Here is a 19,407-nt window from a genome sequence, read left to right as displayed (position 1 = left end):
ATTAGTTTTTCCTCCTTAAAGAAAGCTGAACAATCTCTTCGCAAAGGTCCTCATAAGTAAGTCCCACGGCGGCAGCCTCCTTGGGCATCAGGCTGCCGGAGGTCAGTCCCGGCAGAGAGTTCGTCTCTAAGCACCAAGGCACACCGTTTGAATCCAGCACAAAATCGGCCCGGGAATAAACGGACAGGCCCAGCAGACGATGAAGATTCAGCGCCATTTCTCCCATCTCTCGCTGCTGATCCTCCGTAAGATCGGAAGGACACAGCTCCAGTGCCGCACCGGACTGATATTTCGCGGTATAGTCAAACTTACCCGTGGCGGAGATCACCTCCACCGGCGGCAGCCACCGATCTCCCAGCACCGCGGTGAAAAAGTCCCGGCCCTTGATCCGTTCTTCCACGATGACCTGACTGCCAAAGCGCAGCAAATCCCGCAGCGCATCTTCCAGCTCTGTCTTTGTCTCCGGTAGATAAACACCCAGCGACGATCCGCCGCCCGGCGTTTTCACCACGCAGGGCACGGGCAGTTCTGCCGCCAGCGCGGCGATATCCGCCTCGCCGTACTCCGCCAAACGCCACTTGGGCGTGCGGATTCCGGCAGCATCCATCATTCGCTTCGTAACCACCTTATCCATCGCCATGGCCGAGGACAGGTGGCCGGAGCCGGTATAGGGGATTCCCATCAGGTCAAACGTGGCCTGAATGCGCCCGTCCTCCCCGCTTTCGCCGTGGAGTCCCACAAACACGATATCTGCCAATGCACAAACATTCAATACGTCTTTTCCAATGAGACTGGGGCCCCGGTCCTTCCGGCTCCGGCGCACCGCTTCCCGATCCGGTTCACTGGTTTGGATGGCGGCATTTCCACACCGGCCGTCCGGCGCATCGAACAGCGCCTCCAGCGGACCGTCATACTCTTCCATCCCCAAAAACAGGTCCACCAGAACAGCCCGATGGCCTTTTTTCCGCAAAGCTTTACACACAGCCGTCCCTGTCGCCAGCGAAACCTCTCGCTCCGTTGACAAGCCCCCGGCCAATACCACGATCTTCATGGTTCTCCCTTCCGCCGCCGCCGGCGGCCTTAAAAAACGCCCCACAGCAGCGGGACGGCCCAGCCTTAGGCGGGCTATCCAATAGCTATTTCAATCCGTATCAGTTTAGCACAAATATTCCGCGAATACAAGCACAGGAACCTGCCGGAAGCTCTTTTCGGCAGATTCCTGTACAATTTCTTGAGTTGAATCGCTGGATATTACGCAAACGCCGAAATTGGCGCACGATCTTTCTGCGAACACTTTACCCGGTTCTGGCCGGGTTCGGCCCGGACGCTTTTTACTTCATCCAGTCGAGGAATCCAGTCTCCTCACCTGCCAGCAGCGTACCCGCCGCACAGAGCATCTGTGCCGCGTCCGCCCGGGTCACAGGCTGGGCAAGGGTGTCGCTTCCAAAGCTGCCCGCCGCCATCACGCTGACAGCCTCCATGTTTCCAACGGCCTGCGCGGCCCAAGAGGGAACTGTTTCACGATCCGCGTACCATGTGGCAAGATCCACGTCGCCCACGGTCAAGACCCGGTCCAGAATGGATGCGGCCTCGTTGAACGTCACGGGGTCATCGCTGCAAAATGCCGCCCCTGCCTCGGTGGAAACGCCCTGCACAATACCGTTGGAAAGACCTGCGGCGGCATAGGCTTTTGCCCAAGTGGGGATGGCATCGTCGTCAGAGAAGCCGGTCATAGTCACAGTGTCCGCCGGCAGGTCCGCAAGCTCCATGGTCATGGCCAGAAATTCCGCCCGGGACACACTGCGATTCGGCTCAAAATAATATTTTCCGCCCATGCAGGCACCGGTAAACACGCCGGTTTCCGCCAGATACTGAGCCGCAGCTGCGGCGTTGCTGTCACCGGTGTCCTGATACTCCACGCCGGACTTTGTCTTCTCCACCGTCACAGTGACGGTGGCGGGAGCAGAGACGTTCCCACCGGCGTCCGTCGCCACATAGGTGAAGCTGTCCTTCCCACTTTTACCTTCTGCGGGGGTATAGGTGAAGGTGTTGCCCGATACCGCCACAACGCCCTTTTTCGGCGCAGTCGCCACGGTAAACGTCATTTCATCGCCCTCGGTATCTGTGGCCAAAAACTGTGCGCGGTAGGGAATGTTGCGATAGGTTTTGATGCTAAGTTCTTTTGCGATGGGAGCGCCCTGTGCCGGAGTGGCCGACTCTTCGCTCTTCTTGCCGAACAGTGCCTGAGCGGGGACGGTCATCGTCAGCAGCAATGCCAGCAGCAACGCCGGTACGCGGGCTTGCTTATTTGTCATTTTCAAGGGAACACGACCTCCTGTTGTAAATTCTGTGTGGAGGTAGTGTTTGCCGTCCAAATCAGATTATGCAAAAAAAGAGCGGCAATCAGCCGCTCTTTTTTCTGAACACTCTATTAGGTGCTTCATACGGACAATGCGAAGGCGTTCAATCGAAACATTCCGCTTTTCCTTTGAAGCACAGGTCCAAATTTTAAATCTTACACACCCTGCGCCCCGCCGGACTGCCGGGCAAACGCCTTGACCGCTTTGGCATCCCGCTCCCGCTGTTCTTCGATGGCCTCTTTCAGGATCATATCCTTCACCTTCATCAGTCGGATCGTGGTGGCGCGGTCGTTTTCGTCCAGCTTCATGTTGATATACCGGATGGCCTCCTGCGTGTCGGGGATAACCACATATTCCAGCGCGTTGACTCGCCGACGGGTCTTTTCGATCTCCTCCGCCATCAACTGGGCGGACTTTTCGATCTGCGCCAGCTTCAGCATCTTGCGAAACACCTTGCCCAGCGCATCCACCGCCGTATCCAGCTCGCCGGAGGTCCCGGCGAAGCCATAAGGATAAATATCGCTGTCCGACTGGGTCTTGGTCTTGAAATCATAGACCGGGACGTTGACAGACATGATGTTTTGAAAACCCATGGTCAGTTCCACGCTCTGCTTTGGATACAGCAGCGCCTGCTCCATAGCCTCCGAACTCATCAAGGCCGAGGCCACAGTGAACGAGCCGTGGACGGTCATCAGCTCCTCTTCCACCTCTGCCCGGAGGCTGCGCACCTCTCGGACGGTTTCCAGAAACTGCTTCATCAACTCGTCCCGCTTGTCTTTGAGCAGCTTGTGGCCCCGCTGGGCGGTGCGGAGCTTTCCCTTCAGCCGGGTCAGCTCCATGCGGGTGGGGTTCACATTGAGTTTGGGCATGCTTCCCCCTCCTTACTGTTCGTCTTTCTTGGGCCAGTATTTTTCGATCAGCTCCGGCTTGATTCGCTTCAACTCACTCTTGGGCAGAATGCTCAAAAGCTCCCAGCCCAAATCCAAAGTCTCCTCAATGGATCGGTTTTCCTCATAACCCTGGTTGACGTACCGCTTTTCAAATTCATCCGCAAATTTTGCGTACAGCAAATCCGTGGGCGTCAGGGCAGCCTCGCCCAGAATGCTCATCAGCTCCTTGTTGTCCTTACCGGTGGAATAGGCGGCAAAGAGCTGGTTCATGGTGCTGGCGTGGTCTTCCCGGGTTTTGCCCTCGCCGATGCCCTTATCCTTCAAGCGGGACAGGGACGGAAGCACGTCCACGGGAGGATGAATATTCTTGCGATACAGCTCACGGGACAAGATGATCTGACCCTCTGTGATATAGCCCGTCAGGTCGGGGATGGGGTGGGTCTTGTCGTCTTCCGGCATGGTCAAAATGGGAATCAGAGTGATGGAACCCTTCTTACCCAGCTGGCGGCCGGCCCGCTCGTACATGGTGGCAAGGTCGGTGTACAGATAGCCGGGGAATCCGCGGCGGCCGGGGACTTCCTTCTTGGCGGCGGAGACTTCGCGCAATGCCTCGGCATAGTTGGTGATATCGGTCATGATGACCAGAACGTGCATATCCTTTTCAAAGGCCAGATATTCCGCGGCGGTCAGCGCCATACGGGGCGTGCTGATGCGCTCAACGGCAGGGTCGTTGGCAAGGTTCGAGAAAAGAACCGTCCGGTCGATGGCCCCGGTGCGCTTAAACTCGCTGACAAAGAACTCCGATTCCTCAAAGGTAATACCGATGGCGGCAAACACCACGGCAAAGTTAGACGCCTGATCGCCGCGCACCTTGGCCTGACGAGCAATCTGAGCGGCGAGGTTCGCGTGGGGCAGGCCGGAGCCGGAGAAAATAGGCAGCTTCTGCCCGCGAACCAGCGTGTTCAGTCCGTCGATGGTGGAAACGCCGGTCTGGATAAATTCGTTGGGGTAGTCGCGGGCGGCGGGGTTCATAGGCAGGCCGTTAATGTCTCGATACTCCTCCGCTAAAATGGCGGGGCCGCCGTCAATCGGCTCACCCATGCCGTTAAACACGCGGCCCAGCATATCGCCGGACACGCCCAGCTGGAGCGGATGGCCCAAAAAGCGAACCTTGGACTGGGCCAGATTGATGCCTGCGGCAGAGTCGAACAGCTGAACCACGGCGGTGTCGCCGTTGACCTCCAGCACCTTGCCCTGACGGACGGAGCCGTCGTGCAGCTCTACTTCCACCAGCTCATCATAGGTGACGCCCTCTACCTGCCGAACCATCATCAGAGGGCTGACGATCTGTTCTACGGTACGGTATTCCTTAATCATCAGTCCTCACCTCCCTGAGCGGTCACTGCCGCAATTTCCTTCGCCATATTCGCGTCGATCTCGGCGTATGCCGCCTCGTATTCCTCCGCAGGTACGCTCTTGGCCCGGCCAATCATCTCGCGGCTGGGGATAGCGAACAGCTTGGCTGCGTCCGCACCCTTGGCAATGGCGTCCCGGCACAAAAGGTCGTACCGCAGGATAATCGCCAGAAGCTTCTTCTGCCGGTCATAGCTGGAATAGCCGTCGATATCGGTAAACGCGTTTTGCTGCAAAAAGTCCTCCCGGATCATCCGGGCCGTCTCCAGCGTCAGCTGGTCGGCGGGAGACAGCGCGTCCTTGCCCACCAACTGGACGATTTCGTTCAGGCTGGCCTCGTTTTGCAGAATGCTCATGGCCTGCCCCCGGTCGCGCATGAACTCTTCGCCCAAGTTTTCATCCAGCCAAGGCTTCAGAGAGTCCAGATACAGCGAATAGGAATTCAGCCAGTTGATGGCCGGGAAATGGCGTTTATAAGCCAGAGAGGAATCCAGCGCCCAGAACACCTTGACAATGCGCATGGTGGCCTGCGACACAGGCTCCGAAAGGTCGCCGCCCGGAGGCGACACCGCGCCAACGGCGGTCAGGCTGCCCCGGCGCTCGTCGGAACCGATGCACTCCACGCTGCCGGCCCGCTCGTAGAACTGAGCTAGACGGGAACTCAAATACGCGGGGTAGCCCTCCTCGCCGGGCATCTCTTCCAGACGGCCGGACATCTCGCGCAGAGCCTCAGCCCAGCGGGAGGTGGAGTCTGCAATAACAGCCACGTCGTAACCCATGTCGCGGAAATATTCCGCGATGGTGATTCCGGTATAAACGCTGGCCTCGCGGGCGGCCACGGGCATATCGGAGGTGTTGGCAATCAGCACCGTCCGCTTCATCAGGGATTCGCCGGTGCGGGGGTCCTTCAGTTCCGGAAACTCCCGCAAAACGTCCGTCATCTCGTTGCCGCGCTCGCCGCAGCCGATGTATACCACAATGTCCACGTCCGACCATTTTGCCAACTGGTGCTGAACCACCGTCTTGCCGGAGCCAAAGGGGCCGGGCACGGCGGCGGTACCGCCCTTGGCGATGGGGAACATGGTGTCGATAATGCGCTGGCCGGAGCACAGGGGGCGCTTGGGGGGATACTTGTGCTGATAGGGCCGCCCCACACGAACGGGCCACTTCTGGGCCATGGGCAGCTCCACCGTCTTACCGTCGTCGGTCTTGATGACCGCCACCGTCTCCGTAACCGTGAAGGAGCCGCTTTCGATCTTATCCACCACGCCGCTGACGTTGGGCGGAACCATGACCTTGTGCAGCACCACCGGCGTCTCCGGAACCGTGCCCAAAATGTCGCCGCCGACAACCCGATCTCCGTCTTTTGCAACGGGTGTAAAGTCCCACTTCTTGTCATGATCCAGTGCGGGAACCTCCACGCCGCGGGTGATGTTGGCACCCACTTTTTCCACGATTTTCTCCAGCGGACGCTGGATACCATCGTAAATCCCCTCGATCATGCCAGGCCCCAGCTCCACGCTCATGGGTGCGCCGGTGGTAATCACCTCCGCACCGGGTCCCAGTCCGGAAGTCTCCTCATAGACCTGAATGGACGCGGAATCGCCCTTCATGGTCAAAATTTCCCCGATCAGCCGCTGGGGACCCACGCGGACCACGTCGGACATATTGGCGTCCGCCAGTCCCGTTGCCACCACCAGCGGCCCGGATACTTTTACAACTTTACCGCTCAAACAGACAACCTTCTTTCAGGATAAATTCGCTCTTTGGGTGGGGCTTCACGAGAGAGCCCACCGCCCTGACCGTTACAGGATATCGGCGCCGACCGCCCTTTCAATGGAGTTTTGGATGTTGTTTCTGCCAATGCCCAGCGATCCGCCCCGTCCGGGAATCAAAATGATCGCGGGCCGCAGCTCATCCTTGTACCGGTCCAGCACATCCGGTATTTTTGCCGCCAGCTGTTCCGTCAAGTAAAGCACCGCGCAGTCGGTCTTTGCCAGTTCGTGAATTTTTTTTCGGGCCTCGTCCGGTTCCGAGATCGGGTATGTGTCCAGCCCCAGAGCCCGAAAGCCCATAACGGACTCCCAGTCCCCCATGACCGCGATGCGATAGGTCGTTGCCATTTGCTCACACTCCTTACGTCCGCAGCCGCGCCCGGATCGTCTCCGGGTCCAGCCCGGCGGCTCGGCCCATCAGCAGGATGCGGAGATTCGTATACTCCGTCTCCCGCGCGGCCAAGTAGCCAATCAGCGGCGCTTCGCCAAACGCCACCATCTGCGCGCCGGAAAGATAACCGGACACCGCGTCGTCGCACAGTTTTTCAAATTCCGTCAGCGCGCCGCCCTTCAGTGCGTCCGCACCGGATTGTGCCGCATCCTTCAGCTCCGTGGCAGCGTACAGCTCCGCAAGACCACTGCCGTTGTTTCCGGCAACCGCCAAAATCTCGCTCTTGTCCACAGTCCCGCCGGAAAAGAGCACGCCCTCCAAAAAGGCCGCGTTCTTTCCCATGCGCAGTGTCCGCACCAGCGAGCGCAGGTTTGCCGCGTCAATGGAGGAACGAACGTAGCCCCGGAGAAACTCGCTCCCAGTAGCCTCAGCGGATTCCATCTCGTCCCGATACCGCCAGCGGTCCAGCACAATATCCCCCAGCTGGGGGTCCCGCGTGGTATCCAGCACGTCCTTTGCCTCGGCAATGGCTGCGGCCAGCAGAGGCGGCAGTTGATTCATGTCGCCGCTGGTGATGGCCTCTTTCAGTTCCGCCGCCGGAACGCGCCCCAAATCCGCCAGCATGTGGTCCGGGTCCGTCCCCATCGCCTGCGCCTTCAAAATGGCTTTGGCATTGTGGTAATCGTATTTCAGTTTAAAAATATCCAGATATCTTCCGTCCGGAGCACTGTCGCCCAAGTCCTGTAAGGTTTCTTCCCTTGCGGCTGTGATCGCCGCGTCCATAGCCTCCGGACTCTCCAGACTCATGGTTGGATACCCGCCCTCTTGCAGGAGCTTCACCACTTCCTCGTTGCTGCGGGCAGCTAGGATCTGCTCCATTCGCTCGCCTGTCAGCAGACCAGTCTCCATGGCGCGGATGCGGGCGGAGATCACCAGATAATCGGTGTCCTTGATTTTTTTAGACAAGGCGCTTCCTCCCAGCTTTTTGATTCGTTATGCTTCCGGGAACAGAACCTTAGCCACCTCGCCGGCCATCTCGCCCTTTTGCAGGCGCACCAGCGTGTCAAAGGTGCAGTTGACTTCCACGCTGCCGTCCACCAGAATGAAGCCGCCTTTCAGCAAGCGTGTCTGGTCGGAAAGGGTCAGTTTCCCGTTCAGCTTTTTGTTGGCCGCGTCCACTGTGGCCTGACCCACCTTTTCCCGGTCCGCCTGAGAGAAGACAACCTCTCCCCGGCCCTCCGGTGCGGCTTGAGTCAGCAGTTCCGCAGCCACGGCGATGTACCGTTCGTTCGGCATGGCGCAAAGTTTCTCCAGTGCCTGCGCAAAAGCAGTCTCCACCTGAGTCTGTCTCGCGGAAAGCAGGTCCTTGCGGGCTTCCATCTGTGCCACGCTCACCAGGCGCTCCTCCCGCTCTGCGGCAGCTTTTTCATTTTTCGCCCGGGCGTCTTCCGCCTCGCGGTCTGCTTGAGCGCGGTATTTCGCCGTGATCTTCTCCGCCTCGGCTTTCGCCTCGGTCAGTACCCGGTCGATCTCCGCCTGTGTATCGGCGGTAATGCGGCCCGTGATCTTTTCAATTCCGTTCATGTTGAATCCCCTTTCTGCGGGGCGATCAGCCAATGTTAATAATCATCAGCATGGAAGCCAGCAGAGACAAAATGGCGTAGAACTCCACGGTGATGCACAGCACCATGCCTTTGGACCAGTCATCCGGCTTCTTGGCCAGAATGTTGATGGAACCAGCGGCCACGCGGCCCTGCGCAATAGCGGAAAACAAGCCGCCCAATGCCATGGGAATACAGGCCGCGAAATACCGCAGGCCTTCCTGCACGGTCATGTCGAACGCAGAAGTGTCTCCGCTCAGCAGGCCCATGGAGAAGATGGCAAAGAACCAAACCACCAGACCGTACAGGCCCTGTGTGCCGGGGATGACCTGCAGAATCATGACCTTACCGAACTTAGTAGGATCTTGGCAGAGGAGGCCGGTGCCTGCCTCGCCGGCGATGCCGGTACCCTTTGCGGAACCAATGCCGGGAAGAACCGCCGCCAGACCCGCGCCCAGCAGCGCCAAAGCCAAACCACCGAATGCTTCAAAGAATCCCATGATGAATTTCCTCCTTATTCTTTTACGATATCAACGTATTTTGTATTGATTGCCAGAGGGCGGAACCGCTTGCCGCCGTCCTCATAGAACTTGTTGAAATACTCCAGACACTGCAAACGTAGGTCGTGGACGTAACAGCCCAGCAGGTTCAGTGCAAAGTTCAAGGCATTGCCCGCCAAGGAGATGATGAGGAACACCACCACGTTGCCGGGGATCGCGCCCAAGGTGTTGAACACCTGCGCAATGACGCTGCCGGCCAGCATCAGGGCCATCAGACGGGAGTAGGACAAAATGTCTCCAAAATAGCCCGTTACATGGTTATAGAGCGATCCGAACACGCCGGTAAACGCGCCCAGAATCTTGCCCGCACCCTTGTTGTCCTTGGCCCCATAGAACGCGCCTGCCAGAACCATTACACCGCCCGCAACCAGCACGATATTCGTGACGCCCAGAATGGCCAGCGCCAATCCCGCGAACACGACCCACCAAGTCACTTCTTCCCAAATGGCATCCATGACCTGACCACGCTTGAGCTTTTTGTAAAAGCTGATGGCCATTCCGGTGAGAATTTGAACAAAGCCAAGGCACATGGACCCGATCAGGATCATCAACGTGTCGTTCAACGGGGTAAACAGCGCAGGCAGGGCAAATGTCGTGCCGGGACTGATGATACCCACCAACTGGGTCAGGAAGTCTCCGAAAAAGCCGCCGGTAATCGCACCCATGATAAATGTACTGATTCCGCAAAGGCCCATCAGTCCAAAGAAATGCTCCATGGTCCCCTTTGGCTTGTACTTTTTCAGAACCATCACCGAAGCCAGCATCATTAAAAGGCCATAGCCCATGTCCGCCAGCATAATCCCGTAAAACAGGATGAAGAACGGCGCCATCAGCGGATTGGGGTCCAGACTTCCATAAGCCGGAAGCGAGTACATATCCGTTACCATGTTCAGCGGCTTTGTCAGCCAGTTGTTCTTCAGCTGCACGGGAACGTGGGGGTACTCTGCTTCCTCTGGGTCCGCAGTCTCCCACGCGCAGTCCCGCTTTTCAAGCAGAGCCGCCAGCTTTTTTTCCGACTCCGCTGGGACCCAGCCTTGGAAAAAGACGATGGTTCCGTCGGTCAGCAGACGCTGAGCGTCCGCATCCTGCGCCGCCTCCGCATTCAACCGGTCGGCATAGGCCCGCAGTGCATCCCGTGCGCCGCCGCAGGCGGCAAGCGCTTCGACAATCCGTTTTTGTTCCGCTTCGTTTTTCGCAATGGACTTTTCCAGCTTCGCGAGGTTCTCCCTCGGGGTCCCAGTGCAGTCCTGAAACGTCACCACGCTGAATCCGGCGGGACGCAGGGCCTCCATCGCCGCTTCTTCGTCCGCCCGATGGCAAATCAACAGCAAGTACTGCTGAGTTTTGTCCGCTCCAACAGGATACAGCTCCGCGGCTGTTTCACCACCGCTCAGTTCCGCACGCAAGGCTCCCACATCCGTGGCGGCGGGACAAACGCCCATGCGGAAGATCACATGAGCCGTGTCCGGCGTCTCCAGTGGGAAATCCAAACCTTTCCAAGGCGTTAAAGAGGCGGCGCGGGATGTCATTCGTCCTTTGTCGCTCTGGAGTCCGGCCAACTGCATCAGCAGGCCGTTGATCTTATCGCAGGTTTCCTTTGCCTGCGCCGCGGAGTCGCTGCTCAAAAATTCCGACTCTCGGATGGGCCGCCGCTGAATAAACAGTCCGTCCTTCACCGCCGCATACCGGCGGATGGCGTTTAGGGCGGAAGTCACATCAGCGATGGCTCCTTTGGTGTCCATCAGCGGCGACACACCCCGGCGCAGCAGCGCCGACCAATCCGGGTCGTTCAGCAAACCGTCTGGTTCGCTGATCTCCACGCAGCCCAGACGCAAAAGCGCCCGCAACAACTCGTCCCGTTCCGCCGCCATGGCCACCACGCGGAGCTTTTTCATTTTTAAGATGGCCATTTTACTGTTTCACGACCTTTCCAACGATACGCTCCACGGCCGCAGACATGCGGGCCGCGGCCTGACCGGTCAGAGCCTCGCACGCCTTTGCCGTATCCTTCCGGATAGCTGCGCAGCGCTTCTCCGCGCGGTCTTCCGCCTCATGCATCAGCCGTTTGTTCTCTTCTGCGGCCTGCATGCGCGTCTGCTCCAAAAGCGCAAGTCCGTTTTTTTCTGCCCGGGCAATCAGTTCCTTTGCCTCCTGCTCTGCGGCAGCTTTACGCGCTTTGTTTTCATTTTCCGCCTTATTGACGGTTTCAATGGCTTCCAGTGACATTGTTTGATCACCTTCTCCCCCAATGACTTAGTATTGTTCTGCCAATATCATACAATACCCAATTAGATTATATGGTATTCCAATTTGTAAAGCAAGATTATTTTTCCAATCTGCACTCGTTACCCATTTTTTGTACAAAATAATAGCCAAAATATATCCAGTTAGTCCATAAATATTTGTCATATGTGTTTATTTTAACCATCTTTTTCTTCAACGCCTGTAAATTCCGTAAACATAGAAAGCAGAACGCTTCCATGGCGAAAGCGTTCTGCTTAAAGTTCGTCAATGCTTTTTGGGGTCCTTGAGCGCGGAAACAATTCCATTCAGTTCTTTGCCGGTCTGGTCCATGGCGCGGGGAAGCTGCGCAAGGCCCACCTCAATCTTCCGCAGTTCCGCAGTAATCTGGGTTGCGGTGGAGCCGAACGCTGCGGCAAGCTCCTGATACTGCTGCTGAATGTCCGATACCAGCGTATTCATCCGCGCCGCGGTGGCCGACTCCAACTCATTGGCCCGCCGACGGGCCTGACACTCAATGTCTCCCACCTGCTCCCGGACTTCCTGATAAGACTGGGCTTGGGGCCGCAGCTCCTCCAGTTCCGCAGTGAGGCTTTCAACCCGCTCCCGCAGCTCTTCCGTCTCTTTCCGGGCAGAACTCTCCCGCTCCTGCCGCACAAGGTTCAGCTGGTTTTGCAGAGCCTCTTTCTCAGCACGAAGATCATTATTTTCCTTGCGGAGAACTTCCTGAGCGTCTGTGTTCTCCTGTGCCGTCTTCTGAATGTACTGAATAACTTCCTCTTTGTCGAAGCCGCCAAACGCAACACTTCTGAAATTCTTTGTCTCCATGGTCGCCGCTCCTTCTCTGGGTCCCGCCCGCATCCGGTCAACGGCCTTCAAACGTGCCGCCCGGCGGGCTGATCTTTCACTGGGATCGTCCGTTGCAGACTCTGCTGCGCAAATCGTCCCTGCCTTCTGATTTCAATTGTCCCGTCGCATCGCCTGATCTGCGCCCAGTGGCGGGAAAAGCGCTTATTATCATCGCGCTCTTATATAATAGTATAACTTAGAGTCCATACTATTATAGTCCCTGCGGCTATGCCAGCCGGAGGCTAAAATCTCACCGCTTGCGCACGTTGTACGCAGATGCGCGTATCCTAACCAATCTGCGGTTATTATAGCATGGAGATTTTCGCTTTACAAGCCCTGCAAAAAAAAGTGAAAAAATATAAAAAAAAGGCTTGCATTTTAAAACAAGCCGTGCTAATATAAATAAGCTGCTTCAAGACAGTGACACGCGCCGTTAGCTCAGCTGGATAGAGCGTCTGGCTACGGACCAGAAGGCCGGGGGTTCGAATCCCTCACGGCGTACCAGAAAGCCCCTTAGAGCCGCAAGGCTTTGAGGGGCTTCTTGTTTTATCGAGTACACGCCTAGGTACACACTTTTATTTTTTGTGTCGGCACTCCTCTCTCTATTTCTCCATTATTTCAGTGAATCACTTGATAGAAAGCCAGCAGCTTACGGCTGCTGGCTTTTATTTTCGCGTTCAATCCTCTCTCTGGTCGCCTGCAGTATGTATGCCTGTGCCGACTGCCCAGCCTGTTCTGCGCTCTCCCGGATAAATGCACCTTCCTCCTTGCTTGGCCGGAGGACAATCCTGTCTTGTTTCGCCTGATACTTTGCATTCGCTTTCTTCTGTGCGTCTGTTGGCATTCTCTGCCACCTTACTTTCATTTATAGATATTCTATGTAATTTTAGAAGTAAAAAAATGGATCTGCTTTTTGGGCGATATTCTGGGAATGATATATAGCACCCTAGACTACAATGCCTATGTAGCTACGTACTTACCCCGTTCATTACAGTATACACTATTCCATTCTTTACCCTGTGGAATCACTCTGTTTGTCTTTTTTATTCCTGCTCATTGCCTTTCCTACAGCAGTATATGCGTTGCTGCGCTGCGCGGTGCGGCTGAGTATGAACTGCCTATACCCGAGAGTAAGGAGGCAAGGAATGGCAGTGAAAGCATAGAAACGCTATCTAACCGAAACCTGTTCATTGAGGGCAATACATCGAGTAGATACGGACGCTGGTGTTCATTTACCGCGGTGGCGTACAGATCAGAAGCCGCAGTCCGTTGGGATGGAGATGGCGGTATCCAACCGCGGTTCATCCTCGGACTGCTTTTGCCGCTTGCGCTGGATATCAAACTCCAGTGTATCGAATACACTGGCATGGAAGGAGTGGATGCCCATGTTTGACAGAGTCGCAGCACCACATGTAGATATTTATGACGGTGTCACAAACGAATACTATGGAAGGTCAATATTTCCTGTTACCACAGATATCGAAAACAGCTTACTCCAAATCGTTAACTATGAGGGGATACCTAAAACAATGCTGTTTCGGGACGACACGTTTCTTCCTGCTGCCAAGGATTATGTACCACCCGGCCTTTTTGAAAAGGTCAGACGCAACGGAATCGTGCACGCAACCTTTCGGGAAGCTAATTCACATCTTTGGGTACCAATCGAAATTTACATGAATTTTGACTCACAGGTAAGAGGAAATCTACTGGATGATAAATATCATTTTGACAGTGTGGAATATACGGACATTATTATCCAAGATATTAGAATGCTCTTGCAATAAAAGTAAGCGCCGCTGACTCCCCGGAACTTACCGGACGGCAGACTCCGGGAGAATTTTTCACGTTCATTTTTTATTGCATTGTACTCAAATAATAGAATGTGCGTGTAAAATACATACTGTAGGCGTTCAGAGAGAGGATGGAGCGTAAAAATAAAAGCCAGCAGCTATAAGCTGCTGACTTTTCTAAAAATGGCACAAAAGTGTACCACATGAAGTTCACAAAAGCGCTGGGGATTGCTCCCCAGCGCTTTTGATTTCCTTTTCATTATTCCGAAACGCCGTAGATTCAAAAGTTGGTTTATTCCACGGTTACGGACTTTGCCAGATTCCGCGGCTTATCAATGTCGCAGCCCCGCTGCAGCGCCACATAATAGGCGAACAACTGGAGCGGAACCACACCCAAGGAGGGCTGGAGCATGGCAATCGTGTCCGGCACGGCGATAACGGCGTCCGCAGTTTTCTCCATCTTCGCCTTCTGGCTGTTTGTGGCCAGAGCCATGACTTCCGCACCCCGGGCTTTGACCTCCACCACGTTGCTCATGGCCTTGTCAAACAGCGGCGTATAGCTCCCCAGCGCCACCACCAGCGTTCCCGGCTCGATAAGGGAGATGGTGCCGTGCTTCAGTTCGCCGGAAGCGTATGCTTCCGAATGGATATAGCTGATCTCCTTCAGCTTTAGAGAACCCTCCATGCCCATGGCATAGTCCAGATTCCGTCCGATAAAGAAAATGGAATTGTGATTGAAATATCGGGAAGCAAAATACTTGATGTCCTCCGTGTCCTTCAAAAACGCGGACATCTGCTCAGGCAAACGCTGGATACCCTCCACGGCGGCGGTGTAATCCTCCTTGCAAACCGTTCCCAGCAGATCGCCCAGATACAGTCCCACCATATCCATCAGCGCCAATTGGGTAGAATACGCCTTGGTAGTCGCCACGGCGATCTCCGGTCCCGCCCAAGTATACAGCACGTCGTCCGCGTCCCGGGCGATAGAGGAACCCACCACGTTGACAATAGCCAGTGTCCGCCCGCCGCGGCGCTTGGCCTCCCTCATGGCGGCCATGGTGTCCAGCGTCTCGCCGGATTGGCTGATCACCACCACCAGAGAGTGCTCATCCACCAGAGGATCACAGTAGCGGAACTCAGAGGCCAGCACAACCTCCACCGGGCGGCGCAGCAGCTTCTCCCAGTTGTATTTACTGACCATCCCCACATGATAGCTGGAACCGCAGGCAATAATGAAAATGCGGGAGATGTTCTTCACGTATTCCTGCGTCAGTTTCACATTGTCCAGAACAACACGGCCATCGCGGATGCGGGAGGAAACCGTCTTGCGGATGGCCTCCGGCTGCTCCATGATTTCCTTGAGCATGAAATGAGGATAGCCGCCCTTTTCAGCGGCGGATACGTCCCAGTCCACTGTCCGGCGGGTCTTCTCCATCGGCACCAGCTCGCTGTCGAACACGTCGATTCCCTCCGGGGTCAAAACCGCGATCTCCCCGTCGTCCATATAGGCCACTTCCCGGGTGTATTTGATGACCGCCGTCACGTCGGAGGCGATAAAATTGCAGTCCTTGCCATAGCCCAGAATCAGCGGGCTGTCCTTGCGGGCGGCAATCAGCGCGTCGGGATAGTCCGAGCAGATGATGCCGAACGCATAGGACCCCTCAATTCGCCGCAGGACGCGGCCCACTGCTTCCAGCATGTTGTGGCACTCATCATAGTGGTACTCCAGCAGCTGGGCCACCACCTCAGAATCGGTGTCAGAGGTGAATTTTACCCCCAGATTCATCAAGTGTTCCTTGATCTCCATATAGTTCTCAATGATGCCATTGTGAACCAACGCGATATTGCCGCTGGTACTGATGTGGGGATGGGCGTTCACGTCGCTGGGTTCGCCGTGGGTGGCCCAGCGGGTGTGACCGATGCCCAGCGTGCCCTCCAAATCCGCTCCGCCATGGATCATGTCGCTGAGAACCTGCAAGCGGCCCTTGGATTTTTTCACCTGAAGACCTTTGGACGCAGACCGGATCGCAACGCCCGCAGAGTCATATCCCCGGTACTCCATCCGCTCCAGACCGTCCAGCAAAATCGGGGCCGCCTGTTCGCGGCCCGAATAACCAATAATTCCACACATAAAATAAAATCCTCCTGATAATCAATTTGTCTCCTGCCGGCAAAAAAGCCGTCAAGACACTGACCGGCCCCGGTTTCCGGGCCCGGCTATCAAAAGGACAAACGCGCAGACGATTTGTCTCTTTCCTCACGGTCGCAGTCACTCTGTTTTGCGGTCACCCGCATATTTATGAACTGCGTGTCGTATCCGTGGACACGGAGGGGCATCCGCCGAATTTTCGATACTCCCCTCTCCTCGTTATCCCGCAAGGCGCAAACCCTGCGGGCACATGGCGCTGGTGACGGGACCTTCCCGTAATCCTCCTTTCTCATTCTGCGACTGGAAAACAATCTATGATAATCCCCGCCCATAGGGCGGAGCCTTATCCACTTTAAGACAGCGCGCTGTTCTTCTGCCCGGAGCCGATGGAATCTGCTCTGCGTTCCCGGCTGCTCCGGCAAACTTTTCGGCGCATATGCCCGACCCTCCCGACAAATACTGCTGAAAGGGGGTGAAGCATATGGCTACCGCATTTCTGCGGACTGTAATTCTTTATTTTCTCATCATGGCCGGACTTCGGCTCATGGGCAAACGGCAAATTGGTGAGCTGGAGCCTAGCGAACTGGTGTTGACGATGATGCTTTCAGATCTGGCAACGGTCCCCATGCAGGATTTCGGCATTCCGCTGCTCTCCGGTGTCATCCCGATTTTTACGCTGCTGTCTCTTTCCATGTTATTAAGCCAGCTGTCCCTGCGTTCCCTCCGGTTCCGGCGGGTGCTGTGCGGATCCCCCACGGTGCTGATCGACCACGGTAAGCTCCGCCAAGGCGCCATGCGGAAAAACCGCTTTACTATCGACGAACTGCTGGAAGAACTGCGGGCACAGGGCATCAGCAATTTAAGTGACGTAAAATTCGCGATTTTGGAAAACTCGGGTCAGCTCTCAGTCCTGCCTTGGCCAACGGCACAGCCACCGACTGCAAAGGATCTGAACGTGAAGCCAGAAGACAGCGTTACCCTCCCGGTGATTCTGGTGAATGACGGGCGGCTCATCTGCCAAAACCTGAAGCAGTGCGGAAAATCGGAGGAATGGCTGCAACAGCAAGTGCAGCGGCAGGGCCTCGCCACTTATCGGGACGCGTTTTTACTGACCCTTGACAGCGGCGGAAAAATTAACTGCATTGCAAAGGAGGAATCCGCATGAAATCATGGCTGACCCCCGTTTTGCTTTTGGCGGCGATTCTGGCCGCATCCGCGCTGAACTGCCGCGCCATGGAGCGAGACGTTTCCCGCTGGCAAAGCCAGTTGGAAACCGCAGAGACAGCGGCCGACGCCGATAACTGGCGCAGTGCGGCAGAACTTCTCTCTCAAAGTTATTCTGACTGGTCCTCCCGCCAGACCTATCTCCACATCATCGCGGAGCACAATGCGGTGGACAGCGCGGACGCCATGTACCGCCGCTGCGCGGCCTTTGCCGCCACCGAGGAGCCGTCTGAATTCCGGGCAGAACTGGCGGGCCTGCAACATCAGCTGGGGCTTCTGGTGGAAATGGAGCGGTTCAGCATAAAAAACATTTTATAAAAAGAATCAGTACGCAAAGAACATTTGTGATATGGTAGTTGCCCGCCGCTATTATAGCACAGCTCCACGGCAATCTGCAACAGGAAATCCATTACGTATCGGGAGCAGCAAGGGTTCGCCGCGCAGCAGCACGGCGGACCTTTTATTTGTGTGGGATGAAGACGCGGGCAAGGTGCAAAAGCAATTGCCATCCGCTCTAAAAGACGTTATACTAAAAAAATTAACAGCCTGACCATCAGGCACACGTTTCCCGGTTCATTTACAGCCACCTCGTACTATGAACTATGAGGAATTGTCCTCAAAGATACCGAAATCATACTGAAACAAAAGTCCGCAGCCGAAATTCCGGCGAAAACGATTGTCGGATAACCCGCGCGGATAAGGAGGAAACCGTATGAAAGCAAAAGCAGCGGTCAGCCGCATCATTCAAACGCTGAAAGACCTTTACCCCGACGCGCTCTGTTCCCTGCAATATGAAAAGGACTATGAGCTTTTGTTCGCCGTGCGGCTCGCCGCTCAGTGTACCGACGCGCGGGTCAATCAGGTGACCCCCGCTCTCTTCACCCGATTTCCAAGCCTCGAGAGCTTTGCGGAGGCGGACCCGACGGAGGTGGGACACTACATTCACTCCTGCGGCTTTTTCAACGGAAAAGCCCGGGATTTGGTTGCCTGCGCCCAGAAACTGCTGGCAGACCACGGCGGAAAGGTCCCCGCTACCATGGAGGAGTTGACGGCTCTGCCGGGCGTGGGACGGAAAACAGCGAATCTGATTCTGGGCGATATTTATGGTCAGCCCGCCTATGTCTGCGACACCCACTGCATCCGCATCACAGGCCGTTTGGGTCTGACGGACGGCAGCAAGGACCCCTTGCAGGTGGAGCGGCAGCTGCGGCAGATTTTGCCCGCGAAGGAATCCTCTAACTTCTGCCACCGGATGGTTCTTTTTGGCCGGGACACCTGTACCGCCCGCTCCCCCAAGTGCGAAGGCTGTCCGCTGCAAAAGGACTGCGATCTGCGCAAGGCGGAGAAAAAGGCAGAAAAGGATTGATTTCCCCATCGGTACACAGCCTTTGTTTCAACGCAAAGCGCCCCCTTTTGAAGATTCCGCCGCGGCGTCTCCCCCGCTACCGGTCGAAATTCAAAACAAATCCCCCGTCTCCGGCTGAAAGGCCGGTAACGGGGGATTTTTTGCATAGTTTAGAGCTTTAAAACCTTCATAACATCTTGATCCGCGCCCAACATGAAGACCCGCTCATCGGCCTCAAAAACATGGTCCGGGCCGGGCAGAGGCGAGAGAACCCCGTTTTTTCGGACAGCCAGAATGCTTACCCGGTGCTTCTGCCGCACCGCCAGCTGTACCACGGTCTTCCCCACCCAAGCCGGCGGTACGTCCGTCTCGTAAATAGAGTAACCCTCCGTCAGCTCGATATAGTCGAAAATATGCTCGGAGCTGTATTTCACGGCGGCACGAATGCCGCTTTCCTTTTCAGGATAGACCACCTGATCCGCACCATTGCGCAGTAAGAACTTGGCGTGAACATCCCGCGTGGCACGGGCCACCACCAGCGGCGCGCCGTTGTCTTTCAGCAGGGCCGTTGTCTCCAAAGAGCTTTGAAAGTCATCCCCGATGGCTACCATGCACACGTCGAAATTCCGCACGCCCAAAGACTGGATAAACTGCTCGTTGGTGCTGTCTCCAATCTGGGCACTGGTGACATAGGGCAACACTTCATTCACCCGATTTTCGTTTTGGTCCACGGCAAGCACCTCGTGATGCAGTTCGGACAGCTTCATCGCCATATGCTTTCCAAACCGGCCCAGACCGATAATAAGAATTGATTTCATA

At 56.0% G+C, this 19,407-nt stretch carries 20 protein-coding genes and 1 tRNA gene; 5 read left to right on the top strand and 16 right to left on the bottom strand.

Annotated features, from left to right (window positions below):
- Position 1: 1 nt before the first annotated feature.
- The 12 genes from ON16_RS08965 to ON16_RS08910 form a co-directional block, all read right to left on the bottom strand.
- A complete protein-coding gene (locus ON16_RS08965; protein WP_040661343.1) occupies positions 2-1,051 on the bottom strand; it encodes a D-alanine--D-alanine ligase family protein in 1,050 nt (349 codons plus the stop codon).
- A gap of 280 nt (positions 1,052-1,331) precedes the next feature.
- A complete protein-coding gene (locus tag ON16_RS08960) occupies positions 1,332-2,315 on the bottom strand; it encodes an Ig-like domain-containing protein (protein WP_040661899.1) in 984 nt (327 codons plus the stop codon).
- A 200-nt stretch (positions 2,316-2,515) separates the two neighbouring features.
- Positions 2,516-3,229: a V-type ATP synthase subunit D gene (locus ON16_RS08955; RefSeq protein WP_040661342.1), complete on the bottom strand. Its 714-nt coding sequence runs from the start codon at positions 3,227-3,229 to the stop codon at positions 2,516-2,518.
- A gap of 12 nt (positions 3,230-3,241) precedes the next feature.
- Positions 3,242-4,627 carry a V-type ATP synthase subunit B gene (locus tag ON16_RS08950; RefSeq protein WP_040661341.1) on the bottom strand — a complete coding sequence of 462 codons (1,386 nt, stop codon included), beginning with the start codon at positions 4,625-4,627 and terminating at the stop codon, positions 3,242-3,244.
- Entirely contained in the window at positions 4,627-6,396 is a 1,770-nt protein-coding gene (locus ON16_RS08945; protein ID WP_040661340.1) for a V-type ATP synthase subunit A, read from the bottom strand. The genes ON16_RS08950 and ON16_RS08945 overlap by 1 nt, the downstream gene beginning before the upstream one ends.
- A 72-nt stretch (positions 6,397-6,468) precedes the next feature.
- Positions 6,469-6,786: a V-type ATP synthase subunit F gene (locus ON16_RS08940; RefSeq protein WP_040661339.1), complete on the bottom strand. Its 318-nt coding sequence runs from the start codon at positions 6,784-6,786 to the stop codon at positions 6,469-6,471.
- 13 nt (positions 6,787-6,799) lie between these two features.
- Positions 6,800-7,795, bottom strand: coding sequence for a V-type ATPase subunit (locus ON16_RS08935; RefSeq protein ID WP_040661338.1), 996 nt, complete (start codon positions 7,793-7,795; stop codon positions 6,800-6,802).
- Between the two features lie 27 nt (positions 7,796-7,822).
- Positions 7,823-8,413 (bottom strand): V-type ATP synthase subunit E, encoded by a 591-nt coding sequence (locus ON16_RS08930; RefSeq protein WP_040661337.1) that lies wholly within the window; start codon positions 8,411-8,413, stop codon positions 7,823-7,825.
- Positions 8,414-8,438: 25 nt separating this feature from the next.
- On the bottom strand, positions 8,439-8,930 hold the full coding sequence (locus ON16_RS08925; protein WP_040661336.1) for a V-type ATP synthase subunit K: 492 nt from the start codon (positions 8,928-8,930) through the stop codon (positions 8,439-8,441).
- A gap of 14 nt (positions 8,931-8,944) precedes the next feature.
- Positions 8,945-10,900, bottom strand: coding sequence for a V-type ATP synthase subunit I (locus ON16_RS08920; protein WP_040661335.1), 1,956 nt, complete (start codon positions 10,898-10,900; stop codon positions 8,945-8,947).
- Between the two features lies 1 nt (position 10,901).
- Entirely contained in the window at positions 10,902-11,216 is a 315-nt protein-coding gene (locus tag ON16_RS08915) for an ATP synthase subunit B family protein (protein WP_040661334.1), read from the bottom strand.
- Between the two features lie 282 nt (positions 11,217-11,498).
- Entirely contained in the window at positions 11,499-12,059 is a 561-nt protein-coding gene (locus ON16_RS08910; RefSeq protein WP_040661333.1) for an AAA family ATPase, read from the bottom strand.
- Between the two features lie 448 nt (positions 12,060-12,507).
- Here ON16_RS08910 and ON16_RS08905 point away from each other — a divergent pair.
- Positions 12,508-12,584 (top strand) — tRNA-Arg (locus tag ON16_RS08905).
- 145 nt (positions 12,585-12,729) lie between these two features.
- Here the strand turns inward: ON16_RS08905 and ON16_RS08900 are convergent.
- Together ON16_RS08900 and ON16_RS16255 are read right to left on the bottom strand one after the other, a co-directional pair.
- Positions 12,730-12,924, bottom strand: coding sequence for a hypothetical protein (locus ON16_RS08900; protein WP_040661332.1), 195 nt, complete (start codon positions 12,922-12,924; stop codon positions 12,730-12,732).
- A 408-nt stretch (positions 12,925-13,332) separates the two neighbouring features.
- On the bottom strand, positions 13,333-13,467 hold the full coding sequence (locus ON16_RS16255) for a hypothetical protein (protein ID WP_274531951.1): 135 nt from the start codon (positions 13,465-13,467) through the stop codon (positions 13,333-13,335).
- Here ON16_RS16255 and ON16_RS08895 point away from each other — a divergent pair.
- Positions 13,466-13,864, top strand: a complete 399-nt coding sequence (locus tag ON16_RS08895) for a hypothetical protein (RefSeq protein ID WP_040661331.1) — start codon at positions 13,466-13,468, stop codon at positions 13,862-13,864. The two genes, ON16_RS16255 and ON16_RS08895, sit on opposite strands and share 2 nt — an antisense overlap.
- Positions 13,865-14,162: 298 nt before the next feature.
- Here the strand turns inward: ON16_RS08895 and glmS are convergent, their stop codons facing one another.
- Positions 14,163-16,001 (bottom strand): glutamine--fructose-6-phosphate transaminase (isomerizing), encoded by a 1,839-nt coding sequence (glmS, locus tag ON16_RS08890; RefSeq protein WP_040661330.1) that lies wholly within the window; start codon positions 15,999-16,001, stop codon positions 14,163-14,165.
- Positions 16,002-16,500: 499 nt separating this feature from the next.
- Between glmS and ON16_RS08885 the strand changes: the two genes are divergently transcribed.
- The 3 genes from ON16_RS08885 (at position 16,501) to nth (ending at position 18,609) form a co-directional block, all read left to right on the top strand.
- Complete coding sequence (locus ON16_RS08885; RefSeq protein WP_040661329.1) at positions 16,501-17,184, top strand: DUF421 domain-containing protein; 684 nt, start codon at positions 16,501-16,503, stop codon at positions 17,182-17,184.
- Positions 17,181-17,561 (top strand): DUF4363 family protein, encoded by a 381-nt coding sequence (locus ON16_RS08880; RefSeq protein ID WP_040661328.1) that lies wholly within the window; start codon positions 17,181-17,183, stop codon positions 17,559-17,561. The genes ON16_RS08885 and ON16_RS08880 overlap by 4 nt, the downstream gene beginning before the upstream one ends.
- Before the next feature lie 394 nt (positions 17,562-17,955).
- The gene (gene nth, locus ON16_RS08875) at positions 17,956-18,609 is read left to right on the top strand and encodes an endonuclease III (RefSeq protein WP_040661327.1); all 654 of its coding nucleotides are present in this window, start codon (positions 17,956-17,958) and stop codon (positions 18,607-18,609) included.
- Positions 18,610-18,758: 149 nt separating this feature from the next.
- Here nth and ON16_RS08870 read toward each other — a convergent pair whose 3' ends face one another.
- Entirely contained in the window at positions 18,759-19,406 is a 648-nt protein-coding gene (locus tag ON16_RS08870; RefSeq protein ID WP_040661326.1) for a potassium channel family protein, read from the bottom strand.
- Position 19,407 lies beyond the last annotated feature (1 nt).

The organism is Oscillibacter ruminantium GH1 (assembly GCF_000307265.1).
In the GTDB taxonomy this organism is placed as follows: domain Bacteria; phylum Bacillota; class Clostridia; order Oscillospirales; family Oscillospiraceae; genus Oscillibacter; species Oscillibacter ruminantium.
The sequence above is the reverse complement of the archived record's forward strand: the minus strand, read 5'-3'. Positions and strand labels throughout refer to the sequence as shown.

What these genes read in the sequence shown, in the direction of transcription:
- ON16_RS08950 (WP_040661341.1), bottom strand. Translation starts at nt 4,627, where the DNA reads ATGATTAAGGAATACCGTACCGTAGAACAGATCGTCAGCCCTCTGATG.
- ON16_RS08915 (WP_040661334.1), bottom strand. Translation starts at nt 11,216, where the DNA reads ATGTCACTGGAAGCCATTGAAACCGTCAATAAGGCGGAAAATGAAAAC.
- ON16_RS08900 (WP_040661332.1), bottom strand. Translation starts at nt 12,924, where the DNA reads ATGCCAACAGACGCACAGAAGAAAGCGAATGCAAAGTATCAGGCGAAA.
- ON16_RS16255 (WP_274531951.1), bottom strand. Translation starts at nt 13,467, where the DNA reads ATGGGCATCCACTCCTTCCATGCCAGTGTATTCGATACACTGGAGTTT.
- ON16_RS08955 (WP_040661342.1), bottom strand. Translation starts at nt 3,229, where the DNA reads ATGCCCAAACTCAATGTGAACCCCACCCGCATGGAGCTGACCCGGCTG.
- ON16_RS08920 (WP_040661335.1), bottom strand. Translation starts at nt 10,900, where the DNA reads ATGGCCATCTTAAAAATGAAAAAGCTCCGCGTGGTGGCCATGGCGGCG.
- nth (WP_040661327.1), top strand. Translation starts at nt 17,956, where the DNA reads ATGAAAGCAAAAGCAGCGGTCAGCCGCATCATTCAAACGCTGAAAGAC.
- ON16_RS08880 (WP_040661328.1), top strand. Translation starts at nt 17,181, where the DNA reads ATGAAATCATGGCTGACCCCCGTTTTGCTTTTGGCGGCGATTCTGGCC.
- ON16_RS08895 (WP_040661331.1), top strand. Translation starts at nt 13,466, where the DNA reads ATGTTTGACAGAGTCGCAGCACCACATGTAGATATTTATGACGGTGTC.
- ON16_RS08965 (WP_040661343.1), bottom strand. Translation starts at nt 1,051, where the DNA reads ATGAAGATCGTGGTATTGGCCGGGGGCTTGTCAACGGAGCGAGAGGTT.
- ON16_RS08925 (WP_040661336.1), bottom strand. Translation starts at nt 8,930, where the DNA reads ATGGGATTCTTTGAAGCATTCGGTGGTTTGGCTTTGGCGCTGCTGGGC.
- ON16_RS08930 (WP_040661337.1), bottom strand. Translation starts at nt 8,413, where the DNA reads ATGAACGGAATTGAAAAGATCACGGGCCGCATTACCGCCGATACACAG.
- ON16_RS08910 (WP_040661333.1), bottom strand. Translation starts at nt 12,059, where the DNA reads ATGGAGACAAAGAATTTCAGAAGTGTTGCGTTTGGCGGCTTCGACAAA.
- ON16_RS08960 (WP_040661899.1), bottom strand. Translation starts at nt 2,315, where the DNA reads ATGACAAATAAGCAAGCCCGCGTACCGGCGTTGCTGCTGGCATTGCTG.
- ON16_RS08870 (WP_040661326.1), bottom strand. Translation starts at nt 19,406, where the DNA reads ATGAAATCAATTCTTATTATCGGTCTGGGCCGGTTTGGAAAGCATATG.
- ON16_RS08885 (WP_040661329.1), top strand. Translation starts at nt 16,501, where the DNA reads ATGGCTACCGCATTTCTGCGGACTGTAATTCTTTATTTTCTCATCATG.
- ON16_RS08940 (WP_040661339.1), bottom strand. Translation starts at nt 6,786, where the DNA reads ATGGCAACGACCTATCGCATCGCGGTCATGGGGGACTGGGAGTCCGTT.
- glmS (WP_040661330.1), bottom strand. Translation starts at nt 16,001, where the DNA reads ATGTGTGGAATTATTGGTTATTCGGGCCGCGAACAGGCGGCCCCGATT.